The following is an 18,843-nucleotide window of genomic DNA, read 5'->3' on the forward strand; positions in this document are numbered from 1 at the left end:
ACCTATGTCGCCGATCGACAGTCCGATTGCGCGGCGATTAAGCATGCGTCGATACACGGAATCTAGTCGTCTTTATCCCCTCTGAACATGAACAGCGCGAAGAACGACCGTCCGTGCGCAAAGATCCAGTAGCCGATCTCGACAAGCCACACGAGCGGCGGATACGACAACAGGCGCGCGAACCAACCCCAGCCGACGCGCTCCAATACGAACAGCGTTGCCCGTCCCGCCTTCAGCACACGGCCGTCGTTCGTCACGACGTGGACGGCGCGCTCGCACGCTTTGAAAATATCTGACGTCATCGGGGGCGTCGGCGCCTCTTGATACGGCGCGGATTGGAAAACGCGCTGTGTGTCTTTTCGCCTGGCCCAGGCGACCATGCGGCGTCACAGCCCTCATCCGCCGTCCCAAAGAATCCAGTGCCGGTCGTCCATCAATGCCCGCTAACCAACAAGCTTATCAGCTTGAGCTGCGAGGACCGTCGAAGTTCGTCCTCGCCCCAAATCTCCTGTGCCGCCTCGCAGGTCGTCCGCTCGAAATAAACGGCAGCGCCAGCCATGAGCTGCCCTAGCCGATCCAGGTCCGCACGAATGATCGTGCCGAGCTTGCGGTAGCCGCCGATTGTCGGGCCATCCGGTCCGTGGATCATGATAGTGCCATCTTCCGAAGCCTGAATCGAGCCGAACACCGACGGCTCGCTGATCTCCGTAGCGGGAGCAGAAGCAACCGGCGTACCTCGGAGACGCAATCCGACGCGGTTGATCTCGCGTGTGACCTGGTACTGACCGTGCAGCGCTTCGTCTGGGCCGATGTAGCGCAAACGTCTGCTCGTCATCGAGGCGGGTTCGTCGGCAAGTGAGGTCGGCTGAGCAGCGCTCCGCGTTTCGGCGCTGCAAAGCACATCGCCGGAATCGACGATCGTGCCCGACGCGCTTCCGAGAATCGGCTTGGCGCACCAACCCCCGGGGGCTGCAACGTACGTCCGCAGACCGACGACCGGCGGCCCGATCTCCACGCGGTCTCCTTTCCGCAGTTGCAGAAGCGACCGGGCTGGATACGTCTTTTCGTCGACCGATACGTCCCGCGCCCCGCCGACCACTGCTATCGCACCCGCTTCGAGCGCTTCAAACTCAAGCGTTCCAAGCGCGAACTCGATCGAGGGCGCACCCAGGTCGTTCCGCACCAGGGCGTTTGCCAGCGCAAAAGACTCGCGGTCGAAAGCGCCTCCCGGCGGGACGCCGTGCTTCCGTCTGCCAGGCCGACCGGCGTCTTCCAGCGACGCGATCCCGATCATTCGCCCGATCTCAATCTTCACGCCCTAACCTCATAGCCGGCGTCAGACAGAGTGCGCAGCACGTGCTCTGCGATCGCAACGCAGCCTGGAGTGTCGCCGTGGACGCAAATTGAGTCAACCCGCCGGGCCAGGCGCAAGACCTGTGCTGCGATCTCATCATGGCTCGAAAGAACGGCCCCGCTCTGCGATCTGGCGACGAGTATTCCGTCCGAATCGTACGCGCGATCGGCAAAACCCTCGCGAATCAGCCGAACGCCAGCGACCCGCGCTATTTCTTCATGGTGCGTGCCCGGCATTCCGAGCAACGGCTCCTTGCCCGATGACAAAAGAGTGGCCACCGCATCCGCCGCGAGGCCGGGAACGATCGTGCCGTTGTACAGCGCGCCGTGCGGCTTGACGTAATCCCACTCTGCTACCTCCAGTTGATCCACAAGGCTTGATAGCAGATCGTCGCGCTCCTCTTTGCTTGTGATTCTCAAGGGAGTGCGCCCCATCCCTGCGCGATCCGGCACACCGGGGTGCGCCCCGACCCTTACCCCTGCCGTTATGCACTTCGCGACCGTTGCCATCGTAAGATCGACGGAGCCCGCGTGCGCGCCGCAGCACACGTTCGCGCTCGTGGCTATTCGCAGCAGCTCGCCGTCGAAAGCAAACCCCTCGCCGACGTCCACGTTGATGTCGATCACCTTCACAGCCTCTCTCCTTGCAGGCTCTTATAATCGCGCAATCCGATCGCCCTGAATGCGACCCGATCTCCGGCGCTGATCGGAAAGTAATCCTCCGACATGTTCACGATTTCCAGAGGCGTGATGCCCAGCAGCCTCCAACCGCCGGGTCTTCCGCCGGGGTAAATGCCGGTCTGTCGCCCCGCTACAGCGACCGCTCCGTTCGGAACCATGAGCCTCGGGGCAGCCAGCCGCCCAAGTCCCGCGATCTGCGAAGGCAAGTAGCCCAAATACGGAAACCCAGGCGAAAACCCGACTGCGTAACACGTGTATTCGACCGACGTGTGGTGTCGCACCAGATCATCTGGCGATAGATCAAGCTCGCTGGCGCTCGACTCTAAATCCTCGCCCAAGTCGTAGCAGACCGGCACTTCGTGCAACTTTCCCACAACCCCCTGCTGATAAGGTGTGGATTGTTCCAGCGCTCCCTGAAGGGCTTCGAGGTCAAACTCGGATGGATCGACGTAAACTCCGAGCGTATCGTAAGAAGCGCTTACCTCCAGAACGCCGGGAAGGTTCAGCCGCTCGACTCTTGCGGCGACGACGAACGCCGGCGCAAAGTCGATGTCGCGTACGATGAACGCAGCGTCGCCGAGCGGCTCGATCCTCATGCGCCAAGCTTACGCCATTAGGACAAAAAGTGACTGTGGACGATCAACCGACAGTACGCGTCGTGCTCGAGAACGGGGCAACCATGCCTGAGTACCAAACAGCAGGTTCTGCTGGAATGGACCTACGGTCTGTCGAAAGCGCCGAACTGGCACCGCTTGAGAGAAAGCGCGTTTCTACGGGGCTGAAGATTGCGATACCGCTTGGTTACGAGGGTCAGGTTAGGCCGAGATCCGGCCTGGCGCTCAAGAAGGGGATCACGCTCGTGAACACTCCGGGCACGATCGACAGCGACTATCGAGGCGAAATCGGCGTGATCTTGATCAACCTGAGCGACAAAACGGTAATACTAGAAGCAGGTGAACGGATTGCGCAGTTGGTCATTGTTCCGGTGTCGCAAGCCGTACTGATCGGAGTAGAGACGTTGGACGAAACTGCGCGCGGCGGAGGCGGATTTGGCAGCACAGGATCAGAATAAGGTTTGCCCGAAGTGCTTCGAGGTAAACGATCCGGCGGCGACCTTCTGCGTGGAGTGCGGCGTGCCGCTCAGCGACGAGCCAGGTGCCGAGGGCAGCGACGCGGAAGTGTATCGCGAGATCACGCAGGCAAACCTGCATCGCATTCGCGGCGACTACAAGGCGGCGATCAACCAATGCCTCACCATTCTCAAGCGGTACCCGAACAACGGCACCGCGCACACGCTGCTCGGCGACATCTACGCCGAGCAGGGCGACCTCGAACAGTCGTCCCAGTGGTTCGAGATGGCGCTAGACTTGCGACCTGAATCTGAGAACGACCAGCGCAAGCTCGAGTCCGTTCAGCAGCGCATAACACAACAAGAAGCGGCGGAGTCCGCGGAGCAGCTCGGCCTGCCGACGACCAAGCCGCGCGCCCAACAGTACGTCTTCCTGACAGCTATCTTCATAGCGATCATCGGCGTCGTCGGGTTCTTCCTAGGCACCAACCTGGCTCAGGCCGGCGACCCGGATACGAACTCCATTATCTCCGAGACGATCGACGTGACGCCGGGCAGGAGTCCAGACGGCAGCAGCGAAGAACCATCGCCTACTGAGGTGACAGCGCCCTGGGCTGCCACAGACGGGACGTCTTTGGCGGAGATCACCGTGATGGGATCGATCAATCAGCAGCTCGGCGGACTGCCGAGGGTCGTCCGGGTCACCAAGGAGATGGGGCAACCATTTCTTGAAGTCACGGCAGCGATCGCGCAGACGGAGAATCCGGAACAGGTCGCCACTCAGATCGTTGCGGCCTTAATGCGAAGCTACGACTACTACCAAGAGGTAAAGGTGCGCCTCATGGACGGTCAGCACGTTCTCTGGGTTGGGACCATGTCCACAGCGGCTTACGTCGAGTCGCAGGAAGAGGGGGGCGAGCCCGCGATCTTCTACGATGTTTGGCGAGCTGGCGGCTAACCCCAAATGAGGTCGGGCCTGGCGATGATCGTCTCTTTCCTGTCTGGGCCGATGCTGACGATCGCGACCGGCACTCCGACGTACTCGGCGATGAAGTCGAGGTACTTTCTCGCGCTCTCCGGCAGGTCTTCGAGCTTTCTCGCGCCGGTGATGTCGCCGTCCCAACCTTCGTGCGATTCGTAGGTCGGCTCGACGCTTTTCCAGTCAGCGACGGTGCTGGGCATGCCCTCGAGCTTCTGCCCGCCGCGTGCGTAGCCGGTTGCAACTTTCAGATCGCCGACTCCCGAGAGCACATCGACGCGAGTGACGATCAGGCCGCTGAGCGAGTTGAGCCGCGCGGAGTACTTCAGAGCGACGAGGTCGAGCCAGCCGCACCTTCTCGGACGGCCAGTGACCGTGCCGTACTCGTGGCCCTGATCTCTTATTAGCTGGCCTGTTTCGTTGAGCAGCTCCGTCGGGAACGGGCCTTCGCCGACGCGCGTCGTGTACGCCTTGCAGACCCCGAGCACGCCTGTGATATCGCGCGGGCCGATACCTGTGCCGATGCACGCGCCACCTGCGGTCGGGTGGCTGCTGGTGACGTAGGGGTAGGTGCCGCCGTCGAGATCGAGGAACGTTCCCTGTGCGCCCTCGAACAGCACGCGCTTGTTCTCTCTTACCGCGTTCTGGATCAGGCTGTCCGTGTCCCTGACATACCCTTTGAGTCTCAAGGCATAGTCCGCGTACTCATCGTACAGCTTTTCGAAGTCGATCGGCGGCTGGTCGAACATCTGCATGAGCCGGTTTTTGGCCGCGAGCACCTCCCGCAGTCTTTTCTTGAAGGTAGCTGGACAGACGAACTCGCCCATGCGGATGCCGATGCGCTGGACCTTGTCGGTATACGCCGGGCCTATCCCCCGCGAGGTCGTGCCAATCTTGTTCTCGCCTCTCGCTTCCTCTTCCAGGCGGTCGAGCAGACGGTGGTAGGGGAAAACGACGTGAGCGGCAGGGCTGATCGCCAGTTCGCCAAGCTCTGCCTGTTGCTCGCGGGTCGTGGCGATCTCTTCGAGCAGGCTCTTCGGGCAGACCGCCATGCCACCGCCCAGAACCGAGACGGTGCCGGGGTGCAGGATCCCCGACGGGAGCAGCTGGAACTTGAAGGTCTGTCCGCCGAATATGACGGTGTGGCCGGCGTTGTTGCCGCCGGAGTAGCGCACGACGACGTCCGCCTCGTTGCCGAGCACGTCCACCATCTTCCCCTTCGCCTCATCGCCCCACTGGGCGCCGACGATCACGAGCGTTGACATATGATCTGTTTCCTCATGCCCGCCAGCCCTCTACGCCAACCCGAACCAAGCCGGACAAACCCGAACTAACCCGAACCAAAATAAAAACGCCGGCGGACGCTTTGTGCGAGGATCCGCCGACCTGAAGTCGTTGAGCCTTTTCTCGACTACTCCTATTCTACAACAGGTTTCGACAACCAGCCAGGGATTTGTTCGCCAATGAGACGCGTAGCGGTTAGAATCTGGCTATGGCGCGGCATACGAAGCCTTCGAAGAAAGGGGAGGTGCTGGTCGCAATAATGAATGACCCTGCGGCCTGGAAGATCGTGCGCGAGGCAGGTTGGTACCGCGTGCCGATCGACACGGCACCGCGCCACTGGCCGCCAAAGTGGATCGCGTTCTACCAGACAAAAGTGTTCGAGGACGAGGCGTTCGCTGTTCGATACTTCGGAAAGGTCACCGAAATCCGGACGGCGACCAGGCGCGAGCTGTTCCCGGACGAGCCTTCTGGCGAGAAGTCTGGCCGCTTCTACTATCAGGTCTTCCTTGAGAAGATCGAAGAACTGCCGGAGCCCGTCTTCAGCCTCCGGCGCCGGCTGATCGTTTTTATTTCGACGACGATGCACCAGTTGATGACTGCGGAAGAGATCAACGACCTGTACGGTGAAAGCCCGCTGGAGGAGGCGGTGTGGAAACGGCTCAGGAAGCTACGCATCAATGCCGAGCGGCAGTATGCCGTGGAGGACGAAGGCGAGTGGTACCTGCTCGACTTTGCGGTGTTCTGCAAAAAGGGAAAGATCGACATCGAGACGGACGGTGACACGTGGCACTCGGGGCGATCCCGGATACGTGAGGACAACAAGCGCAACAACGCTCTGACCTCGCTCGGCTGGAGCGTGCTGCGCTTCAACGGCTCTCAAGTGCGCGAGGAGATGGCGTCGTACTGCGAGCCTCGGATCGTGAAGACGATGAACCGGCTCGGCGGACTCGACAGTTCGTCCGACTCGCTGATCGTGACCCGGGACGGAATCGTGCGGCAGATGGGCTTGTTCGAAGAAGAAGACTCGCAGGATTAGAAAACGAGAGCTACCAGTTCAGAACTCGGTGCCGTAAGATAGCGCGTTTCGGCGCTACCGTTGCACCGATGTCATGCTAGCTACGGCCCACGGCTCCTAGACGCAGGCTTCCAATAGAAGCGAACGGCGCGATAACCCGTAAGCATCAGAAGCGCTATTGGGTTTCAAGGTGTCTGATTCGCGACTTCACCGCGCTAGGCTGACGCTTGTGGAGCTTCGCAATCTCTGCGACAGCGATACCAGCGTCCAACTCCCGACGGAGCCAATCATTCTCCTTTTCGCTCCATTTCTCATAGGCTCTCGGGTGCTTGGCACGTATCTCAGCTATTCTGGGCGGCACCGGCGGCCTCTGTCCTCCCTCGTCGACCTCACCAATGGCGCTCACAGCTTTCATCAGTTCGCCTACAAATCCGGAAACGTCCTCTTCGAAGACCATGACGCAATGCCGTTCGAATCCGTCTTCTTTGCGCTTGGACTCAGTGATTTCCAGCCTCACCTGACCTGCGGGCCCCTTCTTGACGTCGAAGAAATATGTGCGGTTGCCAGTCTGTTGGCGGCCCGCATAGAGCTCTGTATGACCTGACTTCATGTCTCACCTCCAGCCGCCCTTCCGGTAGTGCTGCCGCGAAGCGACCTCTGCCTTGTATTATATAGCGGATCAGATGTGCATATGTTGAAGGCGAACGGCGCGATAGCCCGTGAGCATCCGAGGCGCATCTCGGCTCTTTGCGGATAGAATCGACTCATGACATCCATGCGCAGCCTGTTTGCCGCTGTCGCCGTCTTGTTCGCGGGCTTCAGTCATGCCCAAATACATCCCCAGTCCAGCACGGGTGGCATGGTGGTCTCGGACTCGACCATCGCTAGCGAGGTCGGGGCGGAGATTCTGCGGAAAGGCGGGAACGCGGTCGATGCGGCGGTGGCGACGGGGTTTGCGCTGGCGGTGGTGTTCCCTTCTGCGGGCAACATCGGCGGCGGCGGGTTCATGGTCGTGCGGATGGCGGACGGCGAGACCGTCGCCATCGACTACCGCGAGATGGCGCCGGCCGCGGCTCACCGTGAAATGTACCTCGACGAGCACGGCGAGCTGATCCCCGGCAAGTCGCTGGTCGGGCGGTGGGCTGCTGGCGTTCCGGGGACGGTCGCGGGGTTCTGGGAAGCGCACCGGCGGTACGGAAGGCTCGATTGGAGCGACGTCGTCGAACCGGCTTATCGGCTCGCGCGCGACGGTTACGTCGTCAGCGCGGCTCGGGCTAGCAGCCTGCGAGCAAGAGCAAGCAGTTTCAAACAGTTCAAGGACACCTACCGTATTCTCAACCGCGACGGAGACTTCTACAGAGAGGGCGAGCTTTTGATACAGCCCGATCTCGCAAGCACCTTCCAGCGCATCCGCGACAACGGGCGCGACGGATTCTACAAAGGCGAGACCGCGCGACTGTTCGTCGAAGACGCACGCAACAACGGCGGGCCGTTCACGCGTGCGGACTTCGACAACTACGTCGCCAAAGTGCGCACCCCGCTCACAGGCACGTACAAGGGCTACGACATCATCACAATGCCGCCACCGAGCTCCGGGGGAGCGGCGGTCATCCAGATGCTCAACATGCTCGAGCCGCACAACATCGGGCGGTACGAACCGAACTCCGCGAGCTACGTTCACCGCCTCGTCGAAACGATGAAGCGCGCGTTCGCCGACCGCGCCGCGCACATGGGCGACCCGGACTACAACAACCTCCCCGTCGACCAATTGATCGACAAACAGTACGCACAAGAACTAAACGAATCGATCACAACGAAAGCCACTCCATCGACGGAGATCAAAGCCGGTATCTTCCCGCCGAAAGAGGGCGAGAACACGACGCACTTCAGCGTGGTGGACAAAGACGGCAACGCGGTCAGCAACACTTACACGCTCAACACGGGCTACGGGTCGCTCGTCATCGCCGAGGGCACGGGCGTGCTGCTGAACAACGAGATGGACGACTTCACCAGCAAGCCGGGGGTGCCGAACGCCTACGGTCTGATCCAAGGAGAGGCCAACGCGATCGAGCCCGGTAAGCGCCCGCTCTCTTCCATGACTCCCACGATCATCGTGAAGGACGGCAAGCTGTTCATGGTCACAGGCTCGCCCGGCGGCCCGACGATCATCAACACCGTGATGCACTCGTTCCTGAACGTCGTCGAACACGGGATGACTGTGCAGCAGGCGGTAGCCTTTCCGCGCTTCCACCACCAATGGATGCCCGATGTGATCAGATGGGAGCCGTTCGGGCTGAGTGCAGAAACGCGGCTCACCCTCCAGGCGATGGGACACACGCTGGCCGCGAGGCCGGCACGGATGGGCTCTTGCCACGCGATCATGGTCGGCGCAGACGGCACCCTGCTTGCGGGCATCGACCCCCGCACAATCGGGGCTGGCGCGAGTTGGCCTGACTGACGCAGGTGCGAAGGCTCAGGCCTCAAAGGCCGAGCTATGGCAGCCATCGGCAACGCCCTGGCCTTTCATAGATCGGCCCGTTGGGCCTGGGTGCGTACCGGCAAAGCAAGTAGCAGACGGCAGTGAAAACGGCGATGAATCGCCGCACCCCGAAATGCGGCTCGCGGGAACGCTCGCCCTCCCAGGGACACCCTCTGTTTCCGCTACGCTTGCGTGAGATTCTGGCGCAAGCGCGGTGTGGCGGGATCCTTTCATTCGTCAAGCCCAGGACAGGCTCGCTCAGGATGACGTGCCACCCTCCGCAACGAGATGGTCATCCGCTCAGTCGAGGGCGAACGGCGCGATAGCCCGTGAGCTTCGTGCGCCGCAACCTCCACCCCCTAACCCCCTCCTCCATTTCGCCTGACAAAATGGAGGAGGGGGAATCAAGGAAGATCGTGGCCGAGCTTGTCCTTCTTGGTCTGCAAGTAACGCTCGTTGTGCTTGCTCGGTTCTGTGATAATCGGTACGTGGCCGACGATCTCAAGCCCGTGCCCCTGCAGCCCTTTCACCTTGCTCGGGTTGTTCGTCATGAGGCGCATCTTCTTGACGCCCAGCGTCGTCAGCACCTGCGCGCCGAGGCCGTAGTCTCGCAAGTCGGCCCGGAAACCGAGCGCCTGGTTCGCTTCGACCGTGTCCATCCCCTGGTCTTGCAGCTCGTACGCTTTTAATTTGTTGATGATCCCGATGCCGCGCCCCTCTTGCGCGATGTAGAGCACGACCCCGCGTCCCTCCTGCTCGATCATCTTCAGCGCCATCGAGAGCTGGTCGCCGCAGTCGCATCTCAGCGAGCCGAGGATATCGCCGGTCAGGCACGACGAGTGGACGCGTACCAGTACCGGTTCGTCGGTGTCGATGATGCCCTTCACGATCGCAATGTACGGATAGCTCTCCACACTGGTCTCGAACGCGTAAAGCTGGAACTGGCCGTACCTCGTCGGGAAGTTGATCGGGCCTGCCACCTTCTCGACGAGCATCTCAGTTCGACGGCGGTACGCGATCAGATCGGAGATCGTGATGATCTTCAGGCCGTGCTTCTTCGCGTACGGAACTAGCTGAACTAGGCGCATCATCTCGCCATTGTCGTCGATGATTTCGACTCCGATCGCGACAAGTTTTACGCCTGCGAGCCTACACAAATCGACGGCTGCCTCTGTATGGCCTGCGCGTCTCAAAACTCCACCCTCTTCTGCGCGCAGGGGGATCACGTGGCCCGGACGCATCAGGTCGCTGGGCACCGCGTCCGGGTCGCAGAACACCCGCACGGTCTTCGCGCGATCCGCGGCGCTGACGCCTGTCGTCGTCCCGTGGCGGGCATCGACCGTTTCGGCCATCGCAGTGCCCATGCGGGCCGTGTTGAGCTTGGTCATCATGGGGATGCCGAGCTCTTCGAGCCGCTCCTTCGTAGTCGGGATGAACGGCACGCCGCGACCGTGGGTGATCATAAAGTTCATCGTCTCAGGCGTACACGCCTCTCCGGCCAAGATCAGATCGCCCTCGTTCTCGCGGTCGGGGTCGTCGACCACGATGACGATCTTGCCCGCGCGGATGTCTTCGACGGCCTCTGGGATGCTAGCAAACTCCATGATACGGTTCATTCTACGTCCATTTTCGTCCAATGCTTGGGGATGATGGTCGCAAGCTAGGGCCAGTTTCACCCAGCCTAGCCCGAATCTGTTTCTCGCGAATCTTGACAATTTCCCGTCCATTCCAGGCGCGAGTCTCGTATAATCTCTAAGACCCCTTGGTCGTTCTGCGCATTGCGCTGTCCGACTACCTTGCCGGGTCAGTTGGATTGCTGGGATGACGAAGTACATTTTCGTGACCGGAGGAGTGGTCAGTTCGATCGGAAAAGGCATCGCGTGCGCGAGCCTGGGCCGACTGCTCCGGAACCGCGGCTACACCGTCGCACCCGTCAAGCTCGATCCGTACATCAACGTCGACGCCGGCACGATGAACCCGTTCCAGCACGGCGAGGTGTTCGTGACCGACGACGGCACGGAAACAGACCTCGACCTCGGCCACTACGAGCGGTTCATCGACGTCAGCTGTTCGGCTGGCAGTTGCGTGACGGCTGGCAAGGTGTACCAGAACGTCATCGAGGCCGAGCGGCGCGGCGACTACCTGGGCGGGACCGTGCAGGTGATTCCGCACGTCACGAACGAGATCAAGCGGCTGATCATCGATGTCGGCAAACAGCAAGAGGCCGACGTCGTGCTAGCCGAGATCGGCGGCACGGTCGGCGACATCGAGAGCCTTCCGTTCCTCGAAGCGATCCGCCAACTCCGAAAGGACCTCGGCAAGGAGAACACCCTGTTCGTTCACGTTACGCTAATTCCGCAGGTCGGGCCGTGGCACGAGATCAAGACAAAGCCGACGCAGCACAGCGTGATCAACCTCCGCCAGATCGGCATCTCGCCGGACATGCTCATCTGCCGCACGGAAGTTCCGCTGCCAGACGACGTCCGCGAGAAGCTCAGCATGTTCTGCGACGTGCCAAAGGAGGCCGTCGTCGAAAGCATGAACGCCGAAACGATTTACGAAGTGCCGCTGATCTACGAGCGAGCAGGCATCGGCGACCTGGTCGTCGAGCGACTGGAGCTTGAGGCGCGCGACAGCAACATCGGCGAATGGGAAGACCTCGTCGCAAACCTGAAGCACCCCACGCGGTGCTGCACGATCGCGATCGTAGGAAAGTACACGAGCAACGGCGACGCCTTCAAGTCCATCGCGGAGGCGCTGGTGCACGCAGGCATCCCGAACGAGTGCCGCGTCGAGATCAAGTGGATCGAAAGCAGTTCGTTCGACGAGGCCGAGGATCCGACCGCGCTTCTATCCGGGTGCAACGGCGTGATCATCGCGCCAGGTTTCGGCGGTCGCGGGATCGAAGGCAAGATCGAAGCGCTGCGGCACATCCGAGAGGAAGGAATCCCGTTTCTCGGCATCTGCCTCGGCCTACAGATGGCCGTGATCGAATACGCGCGCAACGTCTGCGGGCTCGAGGGCGCGAACAGCGAAGAGTTCACCGACAGCTCGCCGTTCCCGGTGATCCACATCATGCCCGAGCAACAGGGCATCGACAAAATGGGCGGCACGATGCGGCTCGGGTCGTACCCTTGCAACCTGACTGCCGGCACGATCGCGCACAAGCTGTACGGCAACACACGGATCGACGAGCGGCACCGGCACCGGTACGAGGTGAACAACGATTTCCGCGAACTGCTGATCGAGAAAGGCATGGTGATCAGCGGAGTCTCGCCCGACTACCGGCTGGTCGAGATGATCGAGCTGCCCGACCACCCGTTCTTCGTCGCGACGCAGGCGCACCCGGAGTTCAAATCCCGCCCGAATAGACCGCACCCGCTGTTCCACGGGCTGGTAAAAGCCGCGCTCAAGCGTCATACGAAGCTGTTGGCTTAGGTCATCGATGATGGAGGGTCGTCCACCTTTGCGACCTCAGGTGTGGTCGGCTTCAGACTACCAGCCTGAATTACGCTGCTATCGGAATCTGGGGAAGGTCATGTTACTAGCCCCAGAACCGTCATCCTGAGCGACGTCATCCTGAGCATGTCGAAGGATCGAAGGAGCATGGTTCTGGGGCGGTGGTTTGCGGTGAACTTTGATTTGTAGAGCTCTATATCATAGCTGTGCGCCAAGCGCTAACCCCCAATCGCGCTCCTTCGATCCGCTCAGGATGACGATTGGGTGTTCTAACCTTGTTGGCAGCATCCCTTCCTTCGTCAAGCTAAGGACAGGCTCGCGCAGGATGACGATTGGGTGTTCTGACCTTGTTCGCGCCATCCTTTCCTTCGTCAAGCTCCAGACAGGATGACGATTGATGGCACTGACCAGTGCGGCCTCATGGCCGGCAAATCTGCCTGTTACCCAACCCGAAATCCGGCGTCGGCGTCATAATCTATGTTCCCATGGCCCATGACTCGCGCAAATCCCGTGACGCAAGCAGGTTCGACGCCTACCGCATCGACCTGATGCGGCGGTCTGTGCCCATCCAGAAGGAGGCGCGCAAGGAGTGGTTCGAGCGGTTCACAAAGCTAGTCGAGGACGCGTTCCCCGAGCCTAAGAAGCTGATGCAGAAGCCCGGCATGGCGACGCGGCTGTTCGCCTCGGAGATCGAGGTGCCGCACAGTCATCCGCGCGATCTGGAGGCGATGGCGCAGCACCTCGACCTGCTTTGGGAGGCGAGCACGGCAGAAGTAGTGAAAGAATTTCGAACGCTGATCACGCCCGACCGGCGTGACTTGGTCTGGGAGTTCGTCGCCGATCTCGGCGGGTCGTATGTGACCGGCGCGGTGAAGCTGCGTAACTACAGTCTCGACCGCGAAGAGCGTTCCGACCGGCCACCGTTCCGCCACGGAGGCCGAGGCGACAGCCGCGGGAGTCGGGATCGAGACGACCGGGGCGGAAGACCTCCGTACCGAGACCGCGACGACCGAGGCGGAAGACCGCCGTATCGCGACCGCGACGACAGAGGCGGAAGACCGTCGTACCGCGATCGCGACGACAGAGGCGGAAGGCCATCGTATCGCGATCGCGACGACAGAGGCGGAAGGCCATCGTATCGCGATCGAGACGGCCAAGGCGGGAGACCGCCGTATCGCGGCAACCGCGACGACAGAGGCGGAAGGCCGTCGTACCGCGACCGAGACGACAGAAGCGGAAGACCGCCGTATCGCGACCGCGACGACAGAGGCGGAAGGCCGTCGTATCGCGAGCGAGACGATAGAGGCGGAAGACCTCCGTATCGCGGCGGAGGCGATCGGGATAACCGAGGTGGCCGGCCGTATCGCGGAAGTCGCGATAGCGGTGGCAGCCGTGGCAGGCCACCGGGCCGCAGGCGTCCTCCAAAACGTTAGCTGCGTTTTTCGCCAGCCCAAGGTTGCGACGGGTTGGTAGAACTGTAGCCGCATGCTTCAGCTTGCGCGCCGTGCCGCCGACGACCGAGTACACGCGCGAGCCGACGTGCCCGGTACGCAACCTAAAAGATGCGGCTACGACTCTGCGACAGGCTCCAGCCCATCGGCGATTCGACGGCGCTCCCGAAGCACGTCCGTCAACCCGAGGATCAGCGTCAGCAACATCGGACCCGCCATCAGGCCGATCGGACCGAGAGCAAGCACCCCGCCCAAAAGGGAAAAGAAAACCGCCATCGTGTGCAGCTTCGATCCCATGCTGATGAACATCGGCCTGAGCAGGTTGTCGATCTGCGAAACGACGAGGAACCCGATGAGCAACAGGGTCACGCCCTGCCACGTATTCCCTTCCAGCATCAAGATCAGCGATGCTGGAATGTAGACGATCGGCGCCCCCAGCAACGGGATCAGCGCCAGCGCTGCCGTTACGAGCATCCAGACCGCCGGAGGGTCGACACCGAGCCACCAGTACAAGGCGCCGCACATCAATCCCTGGATGATCGCGACGAAGAAAACGCTCCAGAATACGCTCCTGATCGTGCCCCCCATCTTCTTGATGATCTCGATACAATGATCACGCGGAAGCGGAATGAGCTCGACGACAGGATTGATGAGTCGATGCCCGTCGCGAAGCATGAAGAACATCGTCAGCAGTGCGATCACCAGCGTCACTATGGTAACGACCAGTCGCCTGCCGGCGTTGAGCGCTGGGCCAGTGAGCGCCTGTGCGATCTCCTCCTTGTTCTCGTCGATCCATCGGCTGAGCTTGAAGTCCTCGAGTCCGATGCGTTTCAGAATAGGGTCGATCCGCTGATCGATCTTGCCCGCCAACTCGCCGGCGGTCGGCGCCTGCCCGTCTCCAGACTCCAGGACCATCTCGGTGGCAAGGTTGTACACCTGAATGCCTCCGATCGCTGCAAGTCCAACCAGCGGCAGAATGATGACCGCAGCAGTGAACAGCGTCGTGCTCAAGGCCGCCATCGTGTCGCAGCTCTTCCGCTTTTTGAATTTTTCTTGGCTTCGCCGGTACATCGGGTAGAAGAGAACGCTTAGGACGGTCGCCCAAAGGAGCGCAGGAACGAACGGCCAAATGAGAATCCCCGCGCCGGCGAGCAGCATGATCGTGAGCAGCCAAAAAATGATCTTGCCGTGGCCTTGTTCCAGGTGGTCAGTCATAAGCCGTGTCTCTCTCTTTCGATGCCGAGTCGCGCACGAATTCGAGCGCCACTGTCCGCGCCGACGCCATATCGTCCGGATCGAGAGCGCCTTCAATCACCATTTCGCTCAGGTGGTGTTTTACCTTGCCCACTTTCGGGCCAGCCGACAAACCGGTGAGTTCCATTATCTCGTCGCCGCTCAGAGGACTCTGCAATCGCTCGGGCGGCGTCTCTTCTGCGACACGTTGAAGGACGTTGCGAACTTCGTTAAAGTCCGGACGTTTTACATTTTCGGCGTGAGCGGCAGCGTCCGCCTCACCTAGCTGCACCAGCCTCTCTGTCTGCTCGCCGAGGTCGCGCAAGATTCGTCTAGCGGCTGTGTCGGAGAACTGCTCGATCCCGGTGAACCGCATGTGGTGCAGCACCAGCAGGGCGACGTCTTTGCACTCGTCCAGCGAGAACGTCAGTCGGCGAAGGATCGCCTCGGCAAGCTTCGCGCCTTCTTGCTCATGGCCGAGAAACTTGATCCTGCCGCCTTCGACAGTTCGGCACTGGGGTTTTGCGACGTCGTGCAGCCACGCCGCCAGGCGAAGGGTGAGGTCGCCTGAACCCGTGTTTCTCACGACTTCGAGCGTGTGATCCCAGACGTCGAGGTAGTGATACGGCCCCTGCTCGACGCCGACCCCCGTCTCGAACTCAGGCGCGATATGGTGCATGAGCCCAAGGTCCATGAGGTCGGCGAGGCACTTGTGTCCGTCGTCGAGGCCGAGCATTATCGTGAGTTCGTCCCGAATGCGCTCAGAGCTGATGATCTTCAGCCTTTCCGCCTCGTTTCTGACCGCGTCGTACAGGCCGGGAGCGGCCGCAAAGCCGAGCTGCCAACGGAAGCGGACTGCGCGGAGCATCCTCAGCGGGTCGTCGTGAAACGTCTCGACGGGGTCGCGCGGCGTTCGCAGAACTTTGTTTCTCAGATCGCGCTCGCCGGTGCCCAGCGGATCGACTAGCTCCCCTGAAAAGAGGTCGCGCAAGAGCGTGTTGACCGTGAAATCGCGCCTGCTCGCGTCCTCTTCAATCGTCGCTGGCTCGACGGTCGGCTTGCGGGAATCGTCGTCGTACGATTCCTTGCGCGCCGTCGCGAACTCGATCTGCTTATGGCCTACCCGTACCATCGCGGTTCCAAATCGCGGATAGGTGACAGGGGCGATCGACGCGACTTTCTTTTGCCACAGGATATCGGCAGCCTTCGAAGCATCGCCCCGCACGACGATGTCGATGTCGTTGCCGACGGCGCGGCCCAGTAGTTCGTCGCGCACGGCGCCGCCGACCAGCCAGGCGCGGCCTTCGAACTCCGTGCCTCTCAGCGCTTTTGCAATGCGGCCTAGCTCCGGATGGGACATCCAGAGCTAGTATGCAGTCAGCAGTTGGCAGTTTGCTGTTATTGGTCTAGCGGCCTAATCTCGGTTACGAAGTCGAGCTTCGCGAGTTCGAGCAGCATCTTGGCGTCGATGGTGCCGAACACGACCTTCAAGTCTTCGAGCGAGTCCTCGAGCTCGAAGCCAGCGTCTTTCAGCAGCTTCTTCCAGCCTTCCGGCCACTCCTTGACGAGCACTTGAACCTCCATCTCACCGGATTTCCTTTCGAGGAGGTCTTTGTGTATTTTCAACTCGGCGACGCCATCCTCGTGCATCATTAACTCGGCGAAACCAACCTCGTCGAGCCGTCTGATCTTACCGTCCGTTCCCACAACGATATATGAGTTCGTGGTCGGATCGTAAACGACACTGGTAATACCTTTCGCCAGCAAGCCCTGTGTGCCGGAAAGTTGACCAACGCCGCCTTGGCCACCGCCACCGCCGCCGAATCCGCCGCCACCTTGACCGCCGCGCGTGCGCTTGCTGCTAGCCACGCCCGGGCTCCCGCCGCGGCCTTGGCCGAGCAAGAAAGAAAGCAACGTGTCGATCTGTGAATTGCCGAAGATCCCATCGTAGCTCACGCCTTCGGCCATCTCGACCGGCACGCGAACAGTGCGCTGACGCCCGCCGATGTTGACGACGCGCTTCTCGACCGCGACGAACGAAGTCCACTGCGACATGATGCCGTGCGTGAGCGCGAAAAGGGTGAACGGCTCGTTGTCCGACTCGTAGGTCTTACCGCCGCGCGTGGTCTCCATCGCGACCATCCAGTCCTGCCGCACCATGTCGTCCAGCTTTCTGCGAGCCCAGGCCTTGGTGATGCCGTCCCCGCTGTCGCCTGTCACCGAAAGAACCACGTCGATCGTGCGCGACCAGGGGCGGCCACCGAGCTGTCCGCCCAGTATGATCTTCGCCGGGCCGGGCGTGCTGTAGCGACCGAATATCACGAGCGGCGCGCCATCGAAGAGATCCGGCACCTCGGACGGAGTCACGTCGGTGATCCCGCCTCCCGAGGTCATGATAGTGACGTCGGTCAGGATCGGACTCTGCGTCCGCTTGATAAACCTCTCGATCGGTGGGCCGGCATCCATACCGAGCGTGACGATCTCGGAGTCGCCGCGGCCCTCGTAGCTCATGCCGTCGATCAGGAAGCGATTGACCGCGTTGCCGATCCCGAACGTGAACAGGCGGCCGTTCCGCTTGTTCTTCCTGACCATCGCGAGGATGGCGAAGTCGTCGCCGACGTAGCCGTCGGAGTTGAACACGACGATTCTTAGCCTGCCGTCTCTCGGCGGACTGCCAAGCGCCGCCGTCAGCGGCGGAAGGAAGTTTGTGCCCCCGCCTGCAGTAAGCCCGCGGACGAACTGCTTGGCCTCGCGCACGCGCTCACGGTTGTTCGGCACTGGCTCCGGCCAGAGTAAGTTGACGCTCGTATTGAACGTGACCACGTTAAAGGTGTCATCCTTGCGCAACTTGTCGATCATCGCGATCGTCAGCTCCTTCGACTTCTCGATCGGAAAGTCCGTCATGCTTCCGCTCTGGTCCATCACGAATATGACCTCGCGCGGGCTGACGATATTGTCGGTCACGAACTTCGGCGGGATGATAGTCAGGCAGAAGGTTCCGCCGCCGTTTTCGGCGTGCGTGATGAAGCTCTCAGCTAGCCCCTCGCCTTCGGGGCGCCAGCGGAGGATGAAGTCGCGGTTGGGAATCTCGTCCTTGCGGGCGAGGCTCACCTGGAACTGCCCTGGGCCGCGCCTTTGCACGTCGATCGCGTGGAGCTCCGAGGTCACGCTTTGTAACGGGGCTCCGGCGTCGAGGAACACGCTCAGCTCGATGTTCGCGCCGGTCCTCGTCCCCTCCGGCGTAATCGGCGGGAAGATCTTGTCGGGGTCCAGCGCGTTCATCGTGTTGCGCGGGCCGACGACCATCGGGAACACGAACTCGAACTCGCCGTCCTTGTACTCCAGCACGTCGACGTAGCTGATCTCGATCCGGACCTCTTCGCCGGGCATGATGTTCGCCACGGACTGGGTGAAGATGTTGGGGCGTTCCTGGTCGAGCAATGCTGCAGCCTGCCCGGCGGCCCTGGCCGCCTCGTAAATCCGTCGCGCCTCCTCGGCGCGCTTGATCTCGCCCTCGATGATCCGGTCGCCGATCTTCATCCGCATTCTGTCGACGGCGGCGCCCGATCTCAACGGGAACGTGTAGACCGCTTCAATCGGAGTGTTGTACGGGTTTTTGAAAGTCTGCACGACTGTCACGCGCGCAGCGATGCCCGCGATGTCGGCTGTGACGCTCGTGTCGAGAAGCGGTAGCACTCTTGCCGGGCCACCGGGTTTCTCGGGGTGGCCTCGGAGCTGGCCAGGGTAAACGTTGCTGTGCTGTGGGGTGCCTAGAAGCACCATTGCGACTAATAACGACGATGTCATTTCTTCTCCTGTCTGTGACTGACCGATTGGGTT

General features: G+C 61.3%; 17 protein-coding genes. 6 read left to right on the top strand and 11 right to left on the bottom strand.

Going from position 1 to position 18,843, the window contains the following annotated elements; translation table 11 throughout:
• Positions 1-62: 62 nt before the first annotated feature.
• From IH944_12065 to IH944_12080, 4 genes are read right to left on the bottom strand one after another with little or no spacing between them, the layout of a single operon-like run.
• Entirely contained in the window at positions 63-380 is a 318-nt protein-coding gene (locus IH944_12065; protein MCH7905283.1) for a DUF393 domain-containing protein, read from the bottom strand.
• Positions 381-433: 53 nt separating this feature from the next.
• Positions 434-1,315, bottom strand: coding sequence for a biotin-dependent carboxyltransferase family protein (locus IH944_12070; protein MCH7905284.1), 882 nt, complete (start codon positions 1,313-1,315; stop codon positions 434-436).
• On the bottom strand, positions 1,312-1,986 hold the full coding sequence (locus IH944_12075; GenBank protein MCH7905285.1) for a LamB/YcsF family protein: 675 nt from the start codon (positions 1,984-1,986) through the stop codon (positions 1,312-1,314). Before IH944_12075 ends, IH944_12070 begins: the two co-directional genes overlap by 4 nt.
• Positions 1,983-2,630, bottom strand: coding sequence for an allophanate hydrolase subunit 1 (locus IH944_12080; GenBank protein MCH7905286.1), 648 nt, complete (start codon positions 2,628-2,630; stop codon positions 1,983-1,985). Before IH944_12080 ends, IH944_12075 begins: the two co-directional genes overlap by 4 nt.
• Positions 2,631-2,713: 83 nt before the next feature.
• Here IH944_12080 and dut point away from each other — a divergent pair, with 83 nt between their 5' ends.
• On the top strand, positions 2,714-3,106 hold the full coding sequence (dut, locus tag IH944_12085; protein ID MCH7905287.1) for a dUTP diphosphatase: 393 nt from the start codon (positions 2,714-2,716) through the stop codon (positions 3,104-3,106).
• Positions 3,084-4,061: a hypothetical protein gene (locus IH944_12090; protein MCH7905288.1), complete on the top strand. Its 978-nt coding sequence runs from the start codon at positions 3,084-3,086 to the stop codon at positions 4,059-4,061. The genes dut and IH944_12090 overlap by 23 nt, the downstream gene beginning before the upstream one ends.
• On the opposite strand, the gene IH944_12095 is transcribed toward IH944_12090, so the two are convergent.
• The gene (locus tag IH944_12095) at positions 4,058-5,347 is read right to left on the bottom strand and encodes an adenylosuccinate synthase (GenBank protein ID MCH7905289.1); all 1,290 of its coding nucleotides are present in this window, start codon (positions 5,345-5,347) and stop codon (positions 4,058-4,060) included. The two genes, IH944_12090 and IH944_12095, sit on opposite strands and share 4 nt — an antisense overlap.
• 227 nt (positions 5,348-5,574) lie before the next feature.
• On the opposite strand from IH944_12095, the gene IH944_12100 reads away from it, so the two are divergent.
• Positions 5,575-6,402: a DUF559 domain-containing protein gene (locus IH944_12100; GenBank protein ID MCH7905290.1), complete on the top strand. Its 828-nt coding sequence runs from the start codon at positions 5,575-5,577 to the stop codon at positions 6,400-6,402.
• Positions 6,403-6,556: 154 nt separating this feature from the next.
• Here the strand turns inward: IH944_12100 and IH944_12105 are convergent, their stop codons facing one another.
• Positions 6,557-6,991, bottom strand: coding sequence for a DUF3276 family protein (locus tag IH944_12105; protein MCH7905291.1), 435 nt, complete (start codon positions 6,989-6,991; stop codon positions 6,557-6,559).
• Positions 6,992-7,147: 156 nt separating this feature from the next.
• Between IH944_12105 and ggt the strand changes: the two genes are divergently transcribed.
• Positions 7,148-8,839, top strand: coding sequence for a gamma-glutamyltransferase (gene ggt, locus IH944_12110; GenBank protein MCH7905292.1), 1,692 nt, complete (start codon positions 7,148-7,150; stop codon positions 8,837-8,839).
• A 425-nt stretch (positions 8,840-9,264) separates the two neighbouring features.
• On the opposite strand, the gene IH944_12115 is transcribed toward ggt, so the two are convergent.
• Entirely contained in the window at positions 9,265-10,464 is a 1,200-nt protein-coding gene (locus IH944_12115) for a bifunctional 3,4-dihydroxy-2-butanone-4-phosphate synthase/GTP cyclohydrolase II (protein ID MCH7905293.1), read from the bottom strand.
• Positions 10,465-10,681: 217 nt separating this feature from the next.
• Between IH944_12115 and IH944_12120 the strand changes: the two genes are divergently transcribed.
• Positions 10,682-12,298 (top strand): CTP synthase, encoded by a 1,617-nt coding sequence (locus IH944_12120; GenBank protein MCH7905294.1) that lies wholly within the window; start codon positions 10,682-10,684, stop codon positions 12,296-12,298.
• A gap of 219 nt (positions 12,299-12,517) precedes the next feature.
• Here the strand turns inward: IH944_12120 and IH944_12125 are convergent, their stop codons facing one another.
• Positions 12,518-12,679, bottom strand: a complete 162-nt coding sequence (locus tag IH944_12125; GenBank protein MCH7905295.1) for a hypothetical protein — start codon at positions 12,677-12,679, stop codon at positions 12,518-12,520.
• 125 nt (positions 12,680-12,804) lie between these two features.
• On the opposite strand from IH944_12125, the gene IH944_12130 reads away from it, so the two are divergent.
• Positions 12,805-13,752, top strand: a complete 948-nt coding sequence (locus IH944_12130; GenBank protein ID MCH7905296.1) for a hypothetical protein — start codon at positions 12,805-12,807, stop codon at positions 13,750-13,752.
• 135 nt (positions 13,753-13,887) lie between these two features.
• Here IH944_12130 and IH944_12135 read toward each other — a convergent pair whose 3' ends face one another.
• From IH944_12135 to IH944_12145, 3 genes are read right to left on the bottom strand one after another with little or no spacing between them, the layout of a single operon-like run.
• Positions 13,888-14,985: an AI-2E family transporter gene (locus IH944_12135; GenBank protein MCH7905297.1), complete on the bottom strand. Its 1,098-nt coding sequence runs from the start codon at positions 14,983-14,985 to the stop codon at positions 13,888-13,890.
• Complete coding sequence (locus IH944_12140; GenBank protein MCH7905298.1) at positions 14,978-16,363, bottom strand: HD domain-containing protein; 1,386 nt, start codon at positions 16,361-16,363, stop codon at positions 14,978-14,980. Before IH944_12140 ends, IH944_12135 begins: the two co-directional genes overlap by 8 nt.
• Before the next feature lie 38 nt (positions 16,364-16,401).
• Positions 16,402-18,810 (bottom strand): VWA domain-containing protein, encoded by a 2,409-nt coding sequence (locus IH944_12145; GenBank protein MCH7905299.1) that lies wholly within the window; start codon positions 18,808-18,810, stop codon positions 16,402-16,404.
• Positions 18,811-18,843 lie beyond the last annotated feature (33 nt).

Source organism: Armatimonadota bacterium (assembly GCA_022563855.1).
Taxonomy (GTDB): Bacteria; Armatimonadota; Fimbriimonadia; order Fimbriimonadales; family Fimbriimonadaceae; genus JADFMN01.

Excerpts from the sequence above, each read along its gene's own strand:
- IH944_12135 (MCH7905297.1), bottom strand. The coding sequence starts at position 14,985 with ATGACTGACCACCTGGAACAAGGCCACGGCAAGATCATTTTTTGGCTG.
- IH944_12120 (MCH7905294.1), top strand. The coding sequence starts at position 10,682 with ATGACGAAGTACATTTTCGTGACCGGAGGAGTGGTCAGTTCGATCGGA.
- IH944_12095 (MCH7905289.1), bottom strand. The coding sequence starts at position 5,347 with ATGTCAACGCTCGTGATCGTCGGCGCCCAGTGGGGCGATGAGGCGAAG.
- ggt (MCH7905292.1), top strand. The coding sequence starts at position 7,148 with ATGACATCCATGCGCAGCCTGTTTGCCGCTGTCGCCGTCTTGTTCGCG.
- dut (MCH7905287.1), top strand. The coding sequence starts at position 2,714 with ATGCCTGAGTACCAAACAGCAGGTTCTGCTGGAATGGACCTACGGTCT.
- IH944_12140 (MCH7905298.1), bottom strand. The coding sequence starts at position 16,363 with ATGTCCCATCCGGAGCTAGGCCGCATTGCAAAAGCGCTGAGAGGCACG.
- IH944_12125 (MCH7905295.1), bottom strand. The coding sequence starts at position 12,679 with ATGGCGCGAACAAGGTCAGAACACCCAATCGTCATCCTGCGCGAGCCT.
- IH944_12080 (MCH7905286.1), bottom strand. The coding sequence starts at position 2,630 with ATGAGGATCGAGCCGCTCGGCGACGCTGCGTTCATCGTACGCGACATC.
- IH944_12115 (MCH7905293.1), bottom strand. The coding sequence starts at position 10,464 with ATGGAGTTTGCTAGCATCCCAGAGGCCGTCGAAGACATCCGCGCGGGC.
- IH944_12130 (MCH7905296.1), top strand. The coding sequence starts at position 12,805 with ATGGCCCATGACTCGCGCAAATCCCGTGACGCAAGCAGGTTCGACGCC.
- IH944_12065 (MCH7905283.1), bottom strand. The coding sequence starts at position 380 with ATGGTCGCCTGGGCCAGGCGAAAAGACACACAGCGCGTTTTCCAATCC.
- IH944_12145 (MCH7905299.1), bottom strand. The coding sequence starts at position 18,810 with ATGACATCGTCGTTATTAGTCGCAATGGTGCTTCTAGGCACCCCACAG.
- IH944_12100 (MCH7905290.1), top strand. The coding sequence starts at position 5,575 with ATGGCGCGGCATACGAAGCCTTCGAAGAAAGGGGAGGTGCTGGTCGCA.
- IH944_12105 (MCH7905291.1), bottom strand. The coding sequence starts at position 6,991 with ATGAAGTCAGGTCATACAGAGCTCTATGCGGGCCGCCAACAGACTGGC.